Origin of the sequence: Gordonia soli NBRC 108243 (genome assembly GCF_000334455.1) — a bacterium.
In the GTDB taxonomy this organism is placed as follows: domain Bacteria; phylum Actinomycetota; class Actinomycetes; order Mycobacteriales; family Mycobacteriaceae; genus Gordonia; species Gordonia soli.
On record NZ_BANX01000011.1, the window covers coordinates 353,368 to 371,363 of the forward strand.

Below are 17,996 nucleotides of genomic sequence, written 5' to 3' on the forward strand. Positions count from 1 at the left end.
AATCAATCCGTCCGCCCCGACCACTCCGCAAACCCCAAATTCCTGACACTTCAGCGATCGCCACCGTGGATATCGCACGGCCGCAATCGCTCACGCGTCATCTGTGTCGAGCAGCGCGGTGGCGTCGACCCCGAACGATGGCAGCGATCTCCTCGTAGACGGCATCCCACTCGTGCACAACGTTCCGATACGTCAGCCGCATCGCGATGAGCCCCTGCGCAACGGCGCGTCGGTCGCGCGCCCGATCGGACTCGTACCGCTCATGCCCGGTGTGGAAGGCGACGCTGTCGATCTCCAGGATGAGCTTCTCGCCGACCAACAGATCGACCCGCCCGACCCGCCAAATCCAGACCTGCACCCGGACCGGAATTCCGCGAGCGCGTAGTCGTAGACGCACCATCGTCTCCGGTCCGGACTCGGCACGGGGATCGCACCTGTCCAAGAGTGAGCGGATGCGAAGCGGAGAACCGTGCAACGCCTGTCGAAGATCGTCCAGCGACAATGCACCTTGGTTGAGAATCGAGTCCGCGACCACGACGAGTCCTTCGTCGTCGAGGCATCGGACGGCGTGCCGAAACGCGGTCGCGACATCGTCGACCGGCCCCGCTTCGGGCACGAATCGGCCGTACGGACGACACAGTCTCTCCGAGATGTTCCGGTACGCCGGTGCATTCCCTCGGACATGCGGTGCCCCATGATGCTCCGGCACCCAGATCCCGGAGCGCCGCAACGCCGACACACAACTCATGACTCCGCCGGTCGCCACTGCTGCCACAACGTCGGGGTCCGCGGTTCGCCTCGCGTACCACCCATGGCGGACGCGGACCAGGTCGCCGTCCGCGACCGCGCGGTCGATCTGATATCGAGTCGCGCCCTGCGAGATGAGCGTCGACCATGAGTACACGCCGGAGTCCATGGCCGAAGTGTCAGGTGTCGCGACGTCTCAGGTGAGGCCGTACGCGCATCTGTGGATGGATTCGGATTCGATGTGCCCGCTGTGGAATTCGAGGATGTGCACAGATGACACCTCAGCGAGCCCAGGTGTGCGACATCCACAGTCAGACCCGCTCACGTGCCAAAAATCCGAGATCAGCCGTCCGCAGATCAGCCGTCCGCAGATCGGCCATCCGGAGATCACCCCGCCCAGACCGAGCCCACCTACACCAGCCCACACACGAGCGAGCCCTGGGCCCGCCCTGGACTACGGCTGCTGCGCAGGTGCGACGACGTTGAAGGTGATCGGCGCCGACTCCTTCTCGCCGATCTTGCCGACCGCCTGGAAGCCGCCGACCGGGATCGGGACCCGGGGTCGGTTGCAGCCGGGATTGCTCGTCGTACCCGACCACGTGATGGTGTCGCGGACCTGCTGAGCCGGCTTGAGGACCTGGTTGTTCACGGTCTGCAGGGGCGAGCAGTCACGCGCCGACCACAGCGTCCGGGTCCCGTCGAGCGTGCGCACGACGACGTTCTGCGCGGCCTTCCCGACGTCTCGCGTGCACTCGGTGAGTCCGGCATTGGTGGTGACGATGGTGAAGACCGGCTGATCGCCGACGGTGTAGGTCGGCTTGTCGGTATAGAGCACCACCGAGATGTTCTGGTCGGGGCAGAGGCCCGAGGGCGGAACGGGAGCCGGCGTACCGGCAGGGGCCGCGGAGCCCGACGCCCCGGCCGATGCTCCCCCGGGCGTTCCTGCGGCATTCCCGCCACCGTTGTTCGCCCCACCACCGGTCCCGCCGCCACTGATGCCGCCGTTCACGCCCGACGACTCGGGTGCCGACGATTCGGTGAGGTAGGGCGTCTCCTGCGATGCGGACGATGCCGCGACCGCGGGGGTCGGCGCATCGCTCCCACCGGTGGTCCAGATGATCAGACCGATGACCACGGCGACGACCGCCACCGCCACACCACCGGCGACGATACGACGTCGCCAATAGATCTCGGGTGGTAGCGGGCCCTGCGGTTCGATCACGGTGTCAACGCTAACGGGGACCGTGATCCGACCGGCCGATCTACGACGGCGTGTCGCGGGTCGAAGCGGCCCTGACCGGCGGAAAGTCTAAAGTCAGGGTTCAGCTCTGAAGCGTCTGCGGGGTCGGCTCGATGACCAGATCACCGATGTCGCCGATCACCGATCGAACGTGCACCTGCCCCTCGCCGAGCTCGTAGGTGAGCCCGACGATCGCCAGCTCACCCGACTCCACCCGGTCCGCGATGATGCGACTCCGGTCCAGCAACTGACTTCCTGTCTCGGTGACGTGCCGGGCCTCGAACTCGTCGACCCGGGTCAGTCCCTCGCCGCGGCCGGCGAGGATGCTCGGCGCAACTCGCTCCACCACGTCGCGGATGTAGCCGCCGGGGATCTGCAGGTCGTCGAGGGCATCGAGCGTCGCCTTCACCGCTCCGCAACTGTCGTGACCGAGCACGACGATGAGGGGCACCTCGAGGACGGCGGCGGCATACTCGATCGATCCGAGCACCGCCGAGTCGAGGACGTGCCCCGCGGTTCGGACGACGAACATGTCGCCGAGTCCCTGGTCGAAGATGATCTCCGCGGCCAGTCGGGAGTCGGCGCAGCCGAACAGGACGACGTGTGGGTTCTGGCCGCCGACCAGTCGGGCACGGTCATCGCTACCCTGACCGGGATGCTTCGAATCGCCGCCCACGAATCGACTGTTGCCGTCTCGCAGGATCTGCCACGCCTCTGCTGGGGTCACTCCGCTCATGAGCACTAGTGTGCCACCGGGCGCCCTGCTCGGCTGGTTCGACCTCCACGAGCGCGACTTGCCGTGGCGCGCATCGGGACTGGACGCATGGCCGATCCTGGTCAGCGAGATCATGCTCGCGCAGACCCCCGTGGTGCGGGTCGTGGGGCCATGGCGGGAATGGATCCAGCGGTGGCCGAAGCCGTCCGCACTCGCCGCCGAATCCCCCGGTGAGGTGGTCCGCGCGTGGGGAAAACTCGGCTACCCACGGCGGGCGCTGCGGCTCCACGAATGTGCGACCGTGCTGGCCCGACAGTACGACGACCGCGTCCCCGACGACGTCGACACACTCCTCGCACTGCCCGGCGTCGGCGATTACACGGCACGCGCGGTCGCCTGCTTCGCCTTCGGCCGGCCGGTCCCGGTCGTGGACATCAACGTGCGGCGGGTCATCGCCCGCGCGGTGCACGGCCGTCAGCATCCCGGCAATCCCGCACGTACCGACCTCGCCGACGCCGAGGTGCTCCTCCCCCGCGACGAGCGCGGTGGATACGCACCGACCGCGCCTCGGTTCTCCGCTGCCCTGATGGAACTGGGCGCCCTCGTCTGCACCGCCCGCACCCCCGACTGCGAGAACTGCCCGCTGTCGGCCGACTGCACCTGGCTCCGTCTCGGACGACCAGCGCACACGGGTCCGCCGCGACGCGTGCAGAAGTTCGCCGGCACCGACCGACAGGTCCGCGGGCTGCTGCTCGACGTCCTGCGCGACACCACCGGCCCCGTCGAACGTGGGCGGCTCGACACCGTGTGGACATCCGACACCGCGCAGCGGGACCGCGCATTGGACTCGCTGCTCGTCGACGGCCTCGTCGAACAGACCGTCGACGGCCGGTACTGCCTTGCCGGCGAGGGCGGTTGAGCCCTCGCGGACGCACGCCCCACGAGCCGGCCACCCACGAGCCGCGAGCCACGAGCACAGCCATCGACAAGCACAGTGACCCACCTGGGGCCGACGGCGATCCCCGGCGTCAGAGCCCGGAGAGGAACGCCTCGACAGCTCCCCGGTAGACCTCGGGGGCGTCGTCGTGGAGCAGGTGTCCGGCGCCGGCGACGAACAGATGACGCGCAGCGGGGTTCTGCGCCACCATCTCCCGCATCTGGCCGGCCGGGGTCACACCGTGTTCGGCCTCGATCACGAGCGTCGGGACCTCGACCGATCGCCACTGCGCCCAGAAGTCACGCTCCCCCCACTCGGCGGCGATGGACGTCCACGTCTCCAGCCGACCGTGCAGTCGACCGTCGTCGAAGGCGTCGTGGAAGTACCGTCCGGCAACCTCTCCGAACATCTCCACCGCGTGGGCGGGAGACTCGAATCGTTCTGGCCACGACTCGAACCACGGAGTCCAGTTCGCCGTGGTCCGCCCTCGGAAATCGGGCGCCATGTCTTCGACGACGATCGCCGAGACGAGTTCCGGGTAGGCGGCAGCGGTACACCAGGCGTGCAGCGCGCCCATCGAGTGCCCGACCAGGACCGCAGGCCCCTGGTCGATCCACACCAGGATCTCGGCGAGGTCGGCGACGAATCTCTCGGTCGCGATCTCGTCGGGTCCGGTGGCATCTGCCGAGTCGGCCCCGCAGTGGAACGCGGCATCGAAGGTGAAGACCCGCCCGTATCGCCGCAGCCACGGGATCTGTCGGCGCCAGGTGCGGCCACGTCCCATCAAGCCGTGCAGCAACACGATCGGGCCGACGCCGCGAACCGGCCCGTCCTCGTCGTGGGGACCGCCGTGATCGAGGAAACCGGTGTCGGCGATCGGGGCGGGGGTGATCACGCCGCACAGGGTATGTCAGCCCGGACCTCGACGAAGAGACCCGCAGTAGGGTGGGTCCATGTCTGTGGTGAAGATCAACGCGATCAGCGTGCCCGAGGGTGCCGGGCCCGAACTCGAGAAGCGATTCAGCAACCGCGCCCACTCCGTCGACGGCTCCAAGGGCTTCCTCGGCTTCCAGCTGTTGCGTCCGGTGAAGGGCGACGACCGCTACTTCGTGGTGACGCATTGGGAGTCCGACGAGGACTTCCAGGCGTGGGCCGCCGGTCCGGCCCGCGAGGCCCACTCCGGCGAGCGTGCGAAGCCGGTCGCGAGTGGCGCCGACCTCCTCGAGTTCGAAGTCGTGCTCGACGCGAAGCCGTCGAACTCCTGACAACTCGACGCGAAGCCGTCGAACTCCTGAGTCACCGACGCGAAGCCGTCGAACTCCTGAGTCACCGACGCGAAGCACTCGGACCCCTGTGCGGCCGAGGCGAAACTCTCCGTGGTCGGCCGGGGTGAGTTCCACGTCGATCCCGATGTTCCCGCTGGGCGGCGTCCTGCTGCCCGGCGAGTTGCTGCCGCTGCGCATCTTCGAGCCGCGCTACCGTGCGCTGCTCGACGACTGCCTGACCGCTGCGGCGGTCACGCCGGACGCAACTCCTGGCTTCGGCGTGGTGTTGATCGCGCGTGGGCACGAGGTCGGCGGCGGCGATGTGCGCCACGATGTCGGCACCATCGCGAGGGTCGACCAGCTCCATCGCGAACGAGACGGGCGCGCGGCGCTGGTGTGCACGGGCAGCCGTCGCTTCCAGGTGGTCGAGTGGCTGCCCGACGATCCGTATCCGCGGGCGCGCATCGCCCATCTCGACGAGCCGACCATCTCGGCGACCGACCGCCCTCGACTGGTCGAGTTGGGCGGGCGCATCGTCGAGGTCGTCGACCGCATCCGCAGCGCGCATCTCGACCGCGATTCCGCGGACGACCTCGGATCCCGATCGTCGGAGGCCGAGATGTTCGACCCGAGCGCTCTCGGGCCGCACGGCGTGCTCGGGTGGGCGGCTCGTCTGCCCATCGGCCCGGCCGACCGTCAGCAGCTATTGGTCGCGACCACGGTCGCCGAGCAGATCGCCCTGCTCGACGACGCGCTCGACGGTATCGAGGCCGTCCTGCGCTTCAGGGGCTGACCGGGCCCCTGTCCGAAAGTTAGAACGTGTTCTAGTATCGGTGTGCAACAGTTCACACCCGCCGCGCGTCTCGCGCTGTGGCGGCGCATCGAAGCCAGGGAGCACACAGCATGACCGAGACCGTCGAGTCCAGCACCGCACCCGACCTCGTCGGCGGCGGCGATCAGCCGAAGCTCTACATCGGCGGTCAGTGGGCGGACCCTCATTCGACCGATGTCCTCGAGGTGTTCTCACCCGCAACCGGTGACCGTGTCGGTTCCGTCCCGGCCGCGGATGCCACCGATGTCGACACCGCGGTCGCGGCCGCTCGCGCATCGTTCGAGTCCGGCGTCTGGCGCGATCGCACGCCGGCTGAGCGCGCCACCGTTCTCGAGCGCGCCGCCGAGCTCATCAACGAACGCACCGATGAGATCACCCGACTGGTCTCCGCGGAGATGGGCGCCTCGCCCACGGATGTCGCCACGCTGCAGCAACTCCCGGCCACCGGGGTGCTGCAGGGATATGCCGCGGCCGCGCGCTCCTTCGAATGGGAGGAGCGCCGCAACGGACTCTTCGGCGAGACGCTGGTGGTGCGCGAGCCGATCGGCGTCGTCGGCGCGATCATCGCCTGGAATGTCCCGCTGTTCCTGCTGTGCAACAAGTTCGGTCCCGCACTCGCAGCCGGCTGCTCGATCGTACTGAAGCCGGCGCCGGAGACCCCGCTCAACGCGAACCTGCTGGCCCAGGTCTTCGCCGACGCCGGCGTGCCCGAGGGCGTCATCTCGGTGGTCCCCGGCGGGACGGAGACCGGCAAGGCACTCGTCGAGCACCCGGATGTCGACAAGATCACCTTCACCGGCTCCACGGTGGCAGGACGCGCGATCGCCGCCCGCGCAGGCGAATTGCTGAAGCGGGTCTCCCTCGAACTCGGCGGAAAGTCCGCTGCGATCGTCCTCGACGACGTCGACCTCGAGGCCAACGTCGGCATGTTGGTGTTCTCGGCGGGGCTGATCAACGCCGGTCAGGCATGTGTCGCGCAGACACGCGTGCTGGTTCCGCGTTCGCGTCACGACGAGATCGTCGGCGCGATGGTGGAGGCCGCCAAGGGCTTCGTCCCGGGCGTGCCCGGCACCGAGGGCGCGAACCTCGGCCCGATCATCACCGAGAAACAACGTGACAAGGTCGAGGGGTACGTCCGAAAGGGCAAGGAGGAAGGCGCGACCGCGGTCCTCGAGGGAACGCGTCCGGACGGCCTCGATTCCGGCTTCTTCGTCACCCCCACCATCTTCACCGGTGTCACCAACGACATGGCGATCGCACGCGAGGAGATCTTCGGCCCGGTCATCAGCGTGATCACCTACGACACCGTCGACGAGGCGATCGCGATCGCCAACGACTCCGAGTACGGCCTGGCCGGCTCGGTGTGGACCGCAGACGTGGACCGCGGCGTCGAGGTGGCCAAGCAGGTCCGCACCGGAACACTGGGGATCAATTGGTACGCAATCGATCCCGCGTCACCGTTCGGCGGGTACAAGAACTCCGGTATCGGTCGCGAGAACGGCCGTGAGGGTCTCGAGTCCTACCTCGAGCACAAGTCGATCCTGATGCCGATGGGCTACAGCTCGCAGGGCTGACACCACCATCGACGAGGGTCGGTCGCGCGGGGCGACCGGCCCTCGTCGTGCGTGTGGCGCCAGAATCGCCCACCGGGCGACCTCCGTCAGGACGGATCATCGTCGGGCACGATCGTCGGCAACCCGGAGCCGTACGGATCGAGCACGGCAGCACTACGCCGGCCCCACCGCTCATGGGCCGCTTGTCGGCTCATCCCGGCCGCCCGACCGATCACGGCCCACGTCGCGCCCATGGTCCGCAGCATGACGATGGTCTCGATGCCGTCCAGACCGGCGCCGAGTTGGACGCGCAGACTGACCAGTTGCCAGGCGATCGCACGCTGCATCGGCAGGTCGGTGGATTGTTCTGCCTCCCACTCCGGGGTGCCGGGCAGTGGGCCGGTCCCGATGATCTCGTCGGCGTAGGCGCCCGCGGCGTGCGCTGCGGCATCAGCCACGCCACGGACACCGACCTCGATGGCACACGTGTATGCGGTGTCGATCGGATTCACCGTCTCTCCAGGGTCGCGAGCTTGTCAGGCATAGCTTGACGACGCAGTGGAGGACTTGTCAAGCGAATCCTGACGCGCCGCCGCGCGCCCTCTCGTCGATCGTGCGCTCCAACTCGTTGATCGTGCGCCCGATTCTGTCAATCGTGCGCAGCCTGCGGTCACATGACACCGGAGCGGCGTCATCTCGGCGATGTCCACAGGCCGACCCGCTCTCGTGTCAGTGATCCGCGGCACCAGCCGCGCCCACACGATCCGCTTCACGCGCACGATCGATGATCTGGAGCGCACAGTCGACGTCGGTTCGGATCAGGCCTCACGCGCCGGAACCGGAACGGGGAACCTCGGATTCGCGCTCGGAGTCACCGGCGCGGTCAGGTCATCGACGTCCCGCCGAGTACGGCCGGCAGACGTCGCGATCGCCAGCCCTTCTCGCGCCCAGTACTCGAATCCACCGATCAGTTCTCGCACCCGGCGGTATCCCATCTCGGTGAGCGTCATTGCCGCCCGCGTGGAGCCGTTGCATCCCGGTCCCCAGCAGTAGACGACGATCTCCGCATCTCGATCGGGAAGCTCTACGGCTGCACGCGAACGTAATTCGGAACCCGGCAGATGCAGCGCGCCCGGGATGTGCCCCTGGTCCCAACTCGTTCTCGCCGAGTTCCACGGCGGACAGGGTCCGGCGACTCGTCGATGCCGGCATCATCACGGGCTACGCGGCGACCGTGGACATCGCGGCGATGGGGTACACGATCATGGCCTTCGTCCGGCTGGCGTACCCGTCCGGCAACTACAAGCCGTTCCACGATCTCCTCGACGTGGTGCCGGAGGTCGTGGAGGCACACCATGTAACCGGCGACGACTGCTTCATCATGAAGGTGATCGCGCGATCCATGCCCGACCTCGAACGGATCACCGGAAAGCTCGCGACCCTCGGCGGCATCACCACCAGCGTCGTGTACTCCAGTCCGCTTCCCGCACGCCGCATCTCGGCGTCGCTGGAGTGCGACTGAGCACAGTCGACGATCCCGAGCGCACCATCGACGCCGCCCGGATCAGCCCCCGGGCGCCGGACTCGGCACGGGGAGTGCCGGATTCGCACCCGAAGCCGGAGCCGGCGCGGAGGTCGACGGCTGCGACACGGTCGGAGCCGGTACCGCTCCCGGAGGCGGGGTGTCGGCCTGTTCGGCGCGGCTCTTGAACGAGTCGTCGGTGATGACGTCGATCCCGTTGACCAGCCAGCGATTTCCGTCGCGTTGCATGGTGAACGTCAGCCGACTCGGGTCCACGCGGACGAGTTCCTTGTTGGACCGCGTCACCGACTGGTTCATGAAGATCAAGACCTCGGCGGTGTCCTTGGTGTTGGTCACCACCCCCGCGTCCTGGATGGTCACCTCGGAGACGACCTGCTGCTTGCGCACCTCAGCCGCGAGATTGTTCTTGGTGATCAGGTCGTCATAGGTCGGTTTGGCGTCACCGGTCAAGACGTCCATCGACGCCTCGATGTGCTGACTCACGTTCTGCGGGTTGTAGCCGAACATCGTGGTCGCATACTGGCGCGCCGATTCCAGGGCGCTCGTGCGGGCGTCCTCGGTGGCCCGGCTGTCCGAGTAACGGATGCCCAGGAAGGTGGCGACGACAGCGGCCGCGACGACGAGCACCGCCAGGGTGGCGCCGATCAGCCGTCCGGTGGTGATCCGTGCTCTCATCAGGTCACCCACTCGAAGTTGGTCATCTTCAGCGCTCCGTTGATGCGTGTGATGTTCACCCGCCACCGGAAAGTCTGGTAGATCGGTTGGGCGTTGGGCTCGCGACTCACCTGCCGCCAGCCGAGCACCGCGATGACCGTGCCCTCCTCGGGCTCGGCCTTGGTGACCGCGTCGGCGATGATGCTGGACTCGGTGTCGGTGTTCGACTTCTTGATCAGTTCCACGGTCTGCGGCATCGAGTCCTGCATCTGTTGCCGCGCACGACCGCTGGTGTTCTGCTCGTAGTACTTGAGGGCCTCGTCGGCCTTCGCCGAGTTCAGACTCGTGAGGTTCACCAGCATGTCTCGCGCGAACGCGGAGTACTCGGCTCGACGATCGTTCTCGGCGTCCGCACGGGAGATCCCGATCGCGAACAACGTGGAGACGACCACCCCGGCGATGATGAGGACAACCGCCAGCGCTCCGAGCACCCAGCGGCGTGCGCCGCGCGAGTCGCGACCGCGATAGCGCACACCCGCCTCGGCCCCCGCTGTCGCCGCTCCCGCCGTCGCCGATCCTGCTCCGGCCGAACGATTTCGGCGGCGACGCGCGCGGTAGCCGAGATTGCGCTCCACATCGGTGGGATCCGGCTCGACGACGCTTGCGGCCGGATCGTCCTCGGACGCAACGGTGGTGGCGACCGCAGAAGCAGGAGCCGCCGACGTGTCGGGACCGACGCTGTCGGTTGTCGAAGCGGCCCTGTCGGTTGTCGAGGCGTCGCTGTCGGCACCCGGGGTCGATGTCGGTTCCGTGCCCGCGGTCGGCGTCGATTCCACGGAGGACTCGCCGCTTCCGGATCGCTGCCGTTTGGTCGAGGGGACGGTCCCGCTGTTCTTGCCGCCGGTTCGCCGGCCGCGCCCGATGGGCGCTCGCCGTACCGGCTTCGCGCTGCTCCGCTTCGCCGGCGCAACGGGTTCGGTCGTGCTGTCCGTCTCGACGTCGGCGCCCGGAGGCGTCACGGTTCCACCGTCCGGCTGATCAGGCTCTGCCATGAACTGTCTTTCCCACGCGAGTTCTCTCCGAGACCCGCGTTGTAGGTCTTCCCGTCGGGACCGATGTAGTCACCGGTGGCCGGGTCGTACGACGTCGCGTACACGGCCGGGCCGGCTTCGTGGTTCGACGGAGTCCCCGATGTGACGTGTCCGGCGGGCTGCCATTTCAGCCCGTAGGGCAATCCGTTCGGGAACGGCTTGTTGTTGTCGCTGACTTCTTTGTACCCCGTCCGGCACTCCTCCGGCGTCGGCGCCCGACGACCGGGGAACTCGGCGCACGGGAAGTTGCGCGCACCGCGTACCGCGAGATTGGAGTCCTGCGGGACCCGACACAGCATGCCGGGCGGGATGTCCCGCGGCGTCTGTGCCGACCCGAAGCGCCAGTCGCTCGCGGGCAGGAAGCCGACCGTGCAGGTACCGGGATCCTGGAAGCCCAGCGCGAAGTCGACGTTGGCGCCGTACGTCGGGTTGCCGGTGTTGAGTGCCGTGAGGAGTGCCGCGATCAGTCGCGGATACGTCACCACGATCTGCCGGAGGTTCGGTTGGTAGACCGCCAGGGTCTTCGCCGACACACCGAGGTTCGCGATCAGCAGCGGAAGGCTCTGGTCCATCGAGGCGAAGAGCTCTTGTGTATCCGCTGCTGCCCCGGGGCCCTTCGCGAGGATGTCGGTGATCTCCGGACGATTCGCGCGCAGCTGATCGGTGAAGGTGGTGACGTTTTTCGTCCATGATCGGATCGAGTCCGCGGTCGCGGTCTGCGTGGCCAACAGCGGCCCGGCCTGCCGGATGAGCGAGATCGTCGCGTCGGTGTTCTTGTTGGCCTCACCGACGAACAGGGTCATCGAGTCCAGCAGCCGCTGCAGATCCTCGCCGGTGCCGTTGAACGCGGTGAACGCCTCGTCCATCACCGACCTCAGCTTGGTGTCGCCGACCTTGTCCAGCAGCGCGTTGGCCTGGTCGAGCATCGTCGAGATCTCCACCGGCACATCGGTGCTGTCGATGACCGACCCGTTGTAGAGGTTCGCCGACCCGGCTCCCGGCCGCGGGGTGAACTCGACGAACTGCTCGCCGATCGCGGAGACACTGCGGACCGCGGCCTGCGAATCGGCCGGGATCTTGGCCGTGCTGTCGATCGACAGTTTCGCCACCACACCGGTGTCGGTGAGCCGTACCGACTCGACCTTGCCGACGTTGACGCCGCGATAGCTCACGTTGGCGTTCTCGTACAGACCGCCGCTGCTCGGCAGGTTGAGCTCCACCGCGTACCGCCCCACGCCGAACATCGCCGGGATGCGGATGTAGTAGATCGCCATCGCGATCAGCGACACCACCGTGACGATCGCGAAGATGATCAGCTGGATTCGGACGAAGCGCGTGATCTTCATCAGTTGCCTCCTCCGTCACGTGCCGTATCCGACGGCTTCGTCGGTGTCGTCTTCGGTTGCGCTGCAGGCGCTCGGGACGTTCCCGACGGCTTCACACCGGACGGGTTGGACGCCGAGGCTTTCGGTACCGCCGAGCTCGCCGGTGCGCGCCCCGGTGTGGGTTGCGAGCGTGGTCGCATCCCGTCCGGATCCAACGGTGAGGTGAAGGGGTTCAGACCTCGCCGTGCCGCGCCCGCCTGTCGCCCGACCACCGCCTCCGGTCCGGTGAGGCCGACCGAGTTCAGAATGCCCTTGCCGAGGCGTTCGAAGGAGACGTCGAGTACCAGCTCGGAATTGAGGTAGTCACCCTTGACGATCTTCGGGATCGCCTTCTCGTAGAACGGGAAGGTCAGGAAGATGTTGAGCGACTGAGTGAGCGCCGGTCCGGTCGCCTGCAGCTGATCGAGCACGGGCACCAGGTTCGAGACGATCGTCTTGATGTCCTGTTCGTTGGCGTCGAGGATGTCGTTGGTCGTCTTCGACAAAGTTCCGAGAGCTGCCAACGTGTCCACGAAGTGCTGCCGCTGGTCGACCAGCAACTGGAGGATCTGCGGTCCCTGCTGGAGAGCCCGTTCGACGGTCGGGGTCTGCTCGTTGATCCGCGCCGACAACCGGTCGAGCCCCTCCATTGCGGAGATGATGTTGTCGCGCTGCAGATTCAGGTCACCGACGAGGGTGTTCAGTCGCGGGATCAGTTTGCTGATCACTTCTTGCCGACCGCCGAACACACCGTTGAGTTCGTGGACGATGTCGCCGAACTGGGCCAGCCCACCGCCGTTGAGGACCACCGACAACGAGCTGAGCACCTGCTCGGTCGTCGGGTAGGTGCACGCCGCGACCTCCTGCGAGGAGTTGATGTCGGGTACCGCCGGCACGTCGGTCGGCGTCGAGATGTTCTTCTGCTCAGGGCACTTGGTGAGCGGGATCTGGTCCCCGGCGGCGAGGAATCCGCCCTGCGGGTTCTCCGGCTGCACGATCTCGAGGTGCGACGAACCGAGCACGCTGGTCATCCCGACCATGACGTGCGACCCGCGCGGCACCAAGGTTCCCTTGTCGAGGCGGATCGCCACCTTCGCGTGCCAGTCGTCGACCGTGATCGTCCCGACGGAACCGACGGTGGCGTCGTCGATCATCACCGGCGCATTGGTGTTGAGGCCGGCCGCGGTCGGGATGACCGCGCTGATCTGGTACGCGCCGCTGTCGGTGCCCTGCGAACCCGGGATCGGCATGCTGTTGAGTCCGTCGAACGCACATGCGGTGGCACCGACGAGCACGGCCACCAATGCGACGACCACTCGGAGGAGACGCTTCATCAGCCTTCACCCCCGTATGGCACCAGCAGGTTCTCGAGCGGACTGCCCTTGTTGTCCTTGCGGGTCAGGTCGTCGTTCTCCCGGATGCCCTGCTGGGCACGGGCTTTGACCGAGGCGTTCTGGTACTGGATCTGCCCCGGCAGTGCGTTGCGGCCGGTGACCGGGTTGAACAGGAAGGGCGGATAGTTCATCGAGAAGCTGGACAGGACCGGCGCCAGCACGTCGACGCACTTCTCGACCTCGGCCTGACTCTGTCCGGGACGGTCGTTGGCATCCATCGTGCCGCACAGCAGGGTGATCAGGTTGGCGCCCATACCGAGTCCGAAGATCCCCGACAGCGAGCCGGTGAGCGGGTTGTAGATGTTGTAGAAGTTCGCCAGCTGATTGGGTCCGGAATGCAGCAACCCGCGGATCTGCTCGTCCTTGTCGGCCAGGATCTTTGTGGTGTCGGCCAGCTTCTGCACCGACGTGGTGAGCGTCTTGCCGTTCTTGTCGATGAAGCCCTGCACATCGGTCAAGGCGCCGTTCAGGTTGCGCAGCGCACCGTCGAGAGCGGTACTGCTCGATGCCAGAACCGAACTGACCGAGGCGATCCGGCCGTTGAACTGCACCAGCTGCTGGTGGCTTCCCGACAACGCATCGGTGAGCTTCTGCAGACTACGGATGGTCGCGAACAGGTCGCCGCGCCCCGCCGAGAGCGTTCCGAGCACATCCGAGAGTTCTTTGATCGACGCGTTGATGGCGGCACCGTTGCCGTCCAGGTTCTTGTCGAACACGTCGATGGCCTTGGCCGCCGATCCGGGATCGGCCCCCTTCGGACCGACCGCTTCGGTCAGCTTGCTCAGCTGTTCCTTGATGTCGTCCCACTCCATCGGGACGGCCGTGCGATCCATCGGGATGTCCGCGCCGGGTTCCAGTTTGGGGCCGCCGGAATAGACCGGGGTCATCTGCACGAACCGTCCGGACACCAGGCTCTGCGCGACCACCACTGCCTTCGCATTCGCCGGGATGGCGGTGTCCTTGTCCAGTCGCAACGTGACCTTGACGTCGGACTCGCGCGGCGTGATCGACGCGACCTGACCGATGTTCACGCCCAGCACGCGGACCGGATCGCCCTCGTAGAGGCCGGTCGCCGACGGGAAGTATGCGGTCACGGTGTCGGTGGTGGCGCGGGTGAACCCGAAGTAGCCGCCCACCGCGATCAGGACCACGAGGAGGACGCCGAGGATCGTCGCGACGGCGCGTCTGCCGATTCTCATGTCAGCCTCCCGACCGCGGGCTCGTGGTGGGTGGGATCGGCTTCTGGTACGACGGCGCCGGCGGCCGGATCGGGCTGTTGGGGTCAACCCGGGGTGCCAGCTTGAAGCCCTCCGGATTCACCGGGTTCGTGTAGTTGAACGCGCGCCACACCTCGGGGTACTTGCGCTGCAACACCTTCATGAAGGTCGCCGTGTAGTCACCGAAGGTCGGGATGCCGACCAGCGAGGAGAAGTACGGCCCGGACGCGACGGCCTCGCCGAGCACGTTGGCGTACGGACCGAGCTCGTCGACGGCGTCCTTGAGGCTCTTCTCGTTGGAGGTGAGGATGTCGAGCACGCCGTCCAGCTTCGTCAGCACCGGCGTCAACTGTGCGTTGTTGTCGGCGATGAACCCGCTGATCTGTGCGGAGAGATCGCGGGTACCCGAGATGAGCTGGGCGATCGCCTGCTGCCGTACCTGCAGCTCGCCGAGCAACGAGTTGGCGTCCACGAGTAGCTGATTGATCTGCTTGTTGCGGTCGCCGAGGATCGAGCTGACCTGATTCGCCTTGCCCAGCAACTCACGCAGCGAGTTGTCCCGGTCGGCGACGGCCTTCGACAGGCGGGCGACCCCGTCCACGGCGCCGCGGACCTGTCCCGGCGTCTGGGAGAACGTGATCGACAACGTGTTCAGCGCGGTGTCGAGCTGTTTGGTGTCGGTCTGTTCCAGGGTGTCGGTCGCGCCCTCCAGCGCATCGGTGAGCGAGTAGGGCGACACGGTGTTCTCGTTCGCGATCTCACCGCCGGGACGGAGTCGTCCCGGTCCGTGGGGCAGCAGCGTGAGGTTGCGTCGGCCCAACACGGTCTCGGTCTTGATGGCCGCCTGGGTGTCGATACCCATCTCCACGGTGTCGGCCATCCGGAAGGTGACCTTCGCCTTGGTTCCGGTGTCGGTGCTCGCCAGGCCGACATCCTCGACGGTGCCGACATTCACGCCGGACACGGTCACCACGTCGCCCGACACGAGACCGCCCGCATCGTCGAAGTAGGCGCTGTAGGTGCTGATCGGCGACAGGAACGGCAACTTGTCCATCTGCAGTGCGACCACCACGACGAGCGCGGTGACCACGACGCCGATGATGCCGATCTGTGCTCGGGTCCGACCGCCGCGCTTGATCTCCCGGGCGGCGTCTGCCTCACCCGACTCGGTGCGTTGACTGCGGAACACTCCGCGGAATCCTCCGGTCATTGCGGCGGTGCACACCTCCCCGCCGGGTTCGTCTTGTCACCCGTCGCGTCGATGTTGGTCCAGAGGATCTGCTGGTTGCCGGGGCCGGTGAAGATCAGCCGGACCTTGCACAGCCAGATCTGCAGCCAGGCTCCGTAGCTGCCGAGGTTCGAGAGCTTCTTGAAGTCGTCGGGTAGCCGCTTGATGAGACTGCTGACGTACGGTCCGGCCTTGAGCACCTCTTCCGAGACCTTGCCGGTGTTGGTCAGGGTCGACTGGATGTCGGGTCGGGTGGTGGCCAACAGGCTCGACAGCCCGTTGGTCAGTTGTGCGGTCTCGGTCAGTGCGCTGCCGATGGTCGCCCGCTGGGCCGACAGGCCACTGACCAACTGCTGCAACAGGTCCAGACTGGTGTCGAAGCCCTGCTGATCTTTCTGCAGGGTGCCCAGGGTGGTGTTCAGGTTGTCGATGACCTGTCCGATCAACTGATCTCGATCGGCCAGCGAGTTGGTGAACTCGGACGTGCTCGAGAGCAACTGACGAAGCCCCTGGCCCTGCCCCTGGAAGACGGCGATCAGCGACGACGAGAGCTCGTTGACCTCCTTCGGGTTCAGGGTCCGGAACAGCGGCTTGAATCCGCCGAGCAGTTTGTCGAGGTCCAGTGCGGGCTCGGTCTGCGCGATGGGGATACGCGCCCCGTCGTCCAGGATCTGACCTGCTCCCCCGCTGCCCTGTTGCAACTCGAGATAACGGTCACCGGTGAGGTTCTCGTACCTGATCAGCGCCCGCACCGACTTCGGCAGCGGGTACTTCTCGTCCACGTCGAAATCGACCTCGGCCTCATTCGCACGGTTCAGCGACACGCCGGACACCGAGCCGACCTCGACGCCTGCGATCTTCACCTTGCTGCCCGATTTCATCGCCGAGGCGCTGGTGAACACGGCGGTGTAGTCGTTCGTCGAGCCCGACCGGTACCGACTGAAGACGACGACGAGCGCAACGAACACGAGGATCATCACGACGGTGAACGCCGCGAGCTTGATCAGGGTGGCGCGGAACGCGCGGGCTCTGTTATCCACGGGGCGGTGCTCCGAACAGCAACTGGAAGACCTTCTGGGTGTTCAACTTCGGGGTGGTTCGCGGCTGGTAGGGCAGCGGCGCGTTGTCGGAGACGTAGAAGGGCACGTGCTCGCGGCTGCTCTGGTCGGTCAGGCCGCCCTCGCACGTCGGCGGGCCGTCGGCACGGACGAGCGGCAGGTCCTCCGGATAGCGGTAGGGGTCCTTGCCGGGCAGCAGACCGGCGTTGAGCTTGACCATGCCGGTGTCCACACCGAAGATCGGCGCGGCCATCTCGCCGGCGACCGCGGTGGCCGTGATGAAGCATTTGAGTCCGGGCGACTGATACCCGAGCAACCGGGCGGTCGGATCCAGGTTGGACAGAGCGTTGATCAGCGTCGTCTTGGAGGGCGCGAGGATGCCGTTGATGGTGTTGGCCATCCCCGTCGCGTTGATCAGCAGGGCGTCGAGATTGGTGGTGTTGTCCACCAGGGTGTTGCCCAGCACCGTCGCGTTGTCGACGGTCCGCATCAGATCGGGCATCGCGTCCGCGTAGACGTTGGTGGCCCCCGCCGCCTCTCGGATCAATCGGTTCAGTTCGGGCAGATGCTCATTCGTCCGTCCGACGAGATCGGAGAGCTGGTCGAGCGCACGACCGACCTCGTCACCGCGGCCGGACAGGGCGGTGGTGATCGCGCCGAGCGTGGCGTTCAGTTTCTCGGGCTGGAGATCGGCGAGTACGGACACCAGCTGTTGGTAGACGGTGTTCAACTCGACGACCACTCGATCGGCCGAGATGGTGTCGCCCCCGGCGAGTGTACCGCTCGCACCCGACGCCGGGATGTCGAGATTGACGGCCTTGGCGCCGAAGATGGTGTTGGACTTGATGTCCGCGGTGACGTTGCCCGGGATCTCGGCCAGTTGGTCGGTGTTCATGTCGAGCATGAGCACCGCCTGGTCACCGTTCTCGGTGATCGACCCGACCCGACCGACCTCGACTCCTCGTAGCTTGACCTTGGCATCGGGGTTCATCACCAGCCCGGCACGCGGCGCGAGCAGCGTCACCTTCTTGGTGTCGGCGAACAACCCGAGGAACTGTCCGGCCGCCGCCGTGATGATCGCGAGCAACGCGCCGACCATCACCACCGCTGCGACCTTGCGGACCGCGGTGCTGCGCTCCTGTCTCTTTGCCATGTCGC

20 protein-coding genes are annotated in these 17,996 nt (G+C 66.8%); 6 read left to right on the plus strand and 14 right to left on the minus strand.

Going from position 1 to position 17,996, the window contains the following annotated elements; genetic code table 11:
• Positions 1 to 97 precede the first annotated feature (97 nt).
• The 3 genes from GS4_RS09300 to GS4_RS09310 form a co-directional block, all read right to left on the minus strand.
• A complete protein-coding gene (locus GS4_RS09300) occupies positions 98 to 916 on the minus strand; it encodes a PDDEXK family nuclease (RefSeq protein ID WP_007619852.1) in 819 nt (272 codons plus the stop codon).
• A 285-nt stretch (positions 917 to 1,201) separates the two neighbouring features.
• Complete coding sequence (locus GS4_RS09305) at positions 1,202 to 1,969, minus strand: hypothetical protein (RefSeq protein WP_007619854.1); 768 nt, start codon at positions 1,967 to 1,969, stop codon at positions 1,202 to 1,204.
• Positions 1,970 to 2,069: 100 nt separating this feature from the next.
• Entirely contained in the window at positions 2,070 to 2,723 is a 654-nt protein-coding gene (locus GS4_RS09310) for a carbonic anhydrase (protein WP_040509960.1), read from the minus strand.
• On the opposite strand from GS4_RS09310, the gene GS4_RS09315 reads away from it, so the two are divergent.
• Positions 2,722 to 3,621, plus strand: a complete 900-nt coding sequence (locus tag GS4_RS09315) for an iron-sulfur binding domain-containing protein (RefSeq protein ID WP_040509961.1) — start codon at positions 2,722 to 2,724, stop codon at positions 3,619 to 3,621. The two genes, GS4_RS09310 and GS4_RS09315, sit on opposite strands and share 2 nt — an antisense overlap.
• Before the next feature lie 109 nt (positions 3,622 to 3,730).
• On the opposite strand, the gene GS4_RS09320 is transcribed toward GS4_RS09315, so the two are convergent.
• Entirely contained in the window at positions 3,731 to 4,534 is an 804-nt protein-coding gene (locus GS4_RS09320) for an alpha/beta fold hydrolase (protein WP_007619861.1), read from the minus strand.
• A 58-nt stretch (positions 4,535 to 4,592) separates the two neighbouring features.
• On the opposite strand from GS4_RS09320, the gene GS4_RS09325 reads away from it, so the two are divergent.
• The 3 genes from GS4_RS09325 (at position 4,593) to GS4_RS09335 (ending at position 7,310) form a co-directional block, all read left to right on the plus strand.
• On the plus strand, positions 4,593 to 4,904 hold the full coding sequence (locus tag GS4_RS09325; RefSeq protein WP_007619862.1) for an antibiotic biosynthesis monooxygenase family protein: 312 nt from the start codon (positions 4,593 to 4,595) through the stop codon (positions 4,902 to 4,904).
• Positions 4,905 to 5,049: 145 nt separating this feature from the next.
• Positions 5,050 to 5,697, plus strand: coding sequence for an LON peptidase substrate-binding domain-containing protein (locus tag GS4_RS09330; protein ID WP_007619863.1), 648 nt, complete (start codon positions 5,050 to 5,052; stop codon positions 5,695 to 5,697).
• A gap of 110 nt (positions 5,698 to 5,807) precedes the next feature.
• Entirely contained in the window at positions 5,808 to 7,310 is a 1,503-nt protein-coding gene (locus tag GS4_RS09335; protein ID WP_007619864.1) for an aldehyde dehydrogenase, read from the plus strand.
• 86 nt (positions 7,311 to 7,396) lie between these two features.
• On the opposite strand, the gene GS4_RS09340 is transcribed toward GS4_RS09335, so the two are convergent.
• Together GS4_RS09340 and GS4_RS25150 are read right to left on the minus strand one after the other, a co-directional pair.
• Positions 7,397 to 7,801 carry a hypothetical protein gene (locus GS4_RS09340; RefSeq protein WP_007619865.1) on the minus strand — a complete coding sequence of 135 codons (405 nt, stop codon included), beginning with the start codon at positions 7,799 to 7,801 and terminating at the stop codon, positions 7,397 to 7,399.
• Between the two features lie 306 nt (positions 7,802 to 8,107).
• Positions 8,108 to 8,428, minus strand: coding sequence for a rhodanese-like domain-containing protein (locus GS4_RS25150; protein WP_083862683.1), 321 nt, complete (start codon positions 8,426 to 8,428; stop codon positions 8,108 to 8,110).
• Positions 8,429 to 8,538: 110 nt separating this feature from the next.
• Between GS4_RS25150 and GS4_RS26150 the strand changes: the two genes are divergently transcribed.
• Positions 8,539 to 8,811: an Lrp/AsnC family transcriptional regulator gene (locus GS4_RS26150; RefSeq protein WP_245555601.1), complete on the plus strand. Its 273-nt coding sequence runs from the start codon at positions 8,539 to 8,541 to the stop codon at positions 8,809 to 8,811.
• A 42-nt stretch (positions 8,812 to 8,853) separates the two neighbouring features.
• On the opposite strand, the gene GS4_RS09355 is transcribed toward GS4_RS26150, so the two are convergent.
• Entirely contained in the window at positions 8,854 to 9,507 is a 654-nt protein-coding gene (locus GS4_RS09355) for a hypothetical protein (protein WP_007619868.1), read from the minus strand.
• Positions 9,507 to 10,121 carry an Rv1363c family protein gene (locus GS4_RS09360; protein ID WP_157226560.1) on the minus strand — a complete coding sequence of 205 codons (615 nt, stop codon included), beginning with the start codon at positions 10,119 to 10,121 and terminating at the stop codon, positions 9,507 to 9,509. The genes GS4_RS09355 and GS4_RS09360 overlap by 1 nt, the downstream gene beginning before the upstream one ends.
• 58 nt (positions 10,122 to 10,179) lie before the next feature.
• On the opposite strand from GS4_RS09360, the gene GS4_RS09365 reads away from it, so the two are divergent.
• Positions 10,180 to 10,524, plus strand: a complete 345-nt coding sequence (locus GS4_RS09365; RefSeq protein ID WP_157226561.1) for a hypothetical protein — start codon at positions 10,180 to 10,182, stop codon at positions 10,522 to 10,524.
• Here GS4_RS09365 and GS4_RS09370 read toward each other — a convergent pair.
• From GS4_RS09370 to GS4_RS09395, 6 genes are read right to left on the minus strand one after another with little or no spacing between them, the layout of a single operon-like run.
• The gene (locus tag GS4_RS09370) at positions 10,502 to 11,923 is read right to left on the minus strand and encodes an MCE family protein (RefSeq protein WP_007619870.1); all 1,422 of its coding nucleotides are present in this window, start codon (positions 11,921 to 11,923) and stop codon (positions 10,502 to 10,504) included. The two genes, GS4_RS09365 and GS4_RS09370, sit on opposite strands and share 23 nt — an antisense overlap.
• Positions 11,923 to 13,275: an MlaD family protein gene (locus GS4_RS09375; protein ID WP_007619871.1), complete on the minus strand. Its 1,353-nt coding sequence runs from the start codon at positions 13,273 to 13,275 to the stop codon at positions 11,923 to 11,925. The genes GS4_RS09370 and GS4_RS09375 overlap by 1 nt, the downstream gene beginning before the upstream one ends.
• Positions 13,275 to 14,534, minus strand: a complete 1,260-nt coding sequence (locus GS4_RS09380; RefSeq protein WP_007619872.1) for an MCE family protein — start codon at positions 14,532 to 14,534, stop codon at positions 13,275 to 13,277. Before GS4_RS09380 ends, GS4_RS09375 begins: the two co-directional genes overlap by 1 nt.
• A 1-nt stretch (position 14,535) precedes the next feature.
• Entirely contained in the window at positions 14,536 to 15,762 is a 1,227-nt protein-coding gene (locus GS4_RS09385) for an MCE family protein (RefSeq protein ID WP_040510072.1), read from the minus strand.
• Positions 15,759 to 16,820: an MCE family protein gene (locus GS4_RS09390; RefSeq protein WP_007619874.1), complete on the minus strand. Its 1,062-nt coding sequence runs from the start codon at positions 16,818 to 16,820 to the stop codon at positions 15,759 to 15,761. The genes GS4_RS09385 and GS4_RS09390 overlap by 4 nt, the downstream gene beginning before the upstream one ends.
• The gene (locus GS4_RS09395; RefSeq protein ID WP_007619875.1) at positions 16,813 to 17,991 is read right to left on the minus strand and encodes an MCE family protein; all 1,179 of its coding nucleotides are present in this window, start codon (positions 17,989 to 17,991) and stop codon (positions 16,813 to 16,815) included. Before GS4_RS09395 ends, GS4_RS09390 begins: the two co-directional genes overlap by 8 nt.
• Positions 17,992 to 17,996 lie beyond the last annotated feature (5 nt).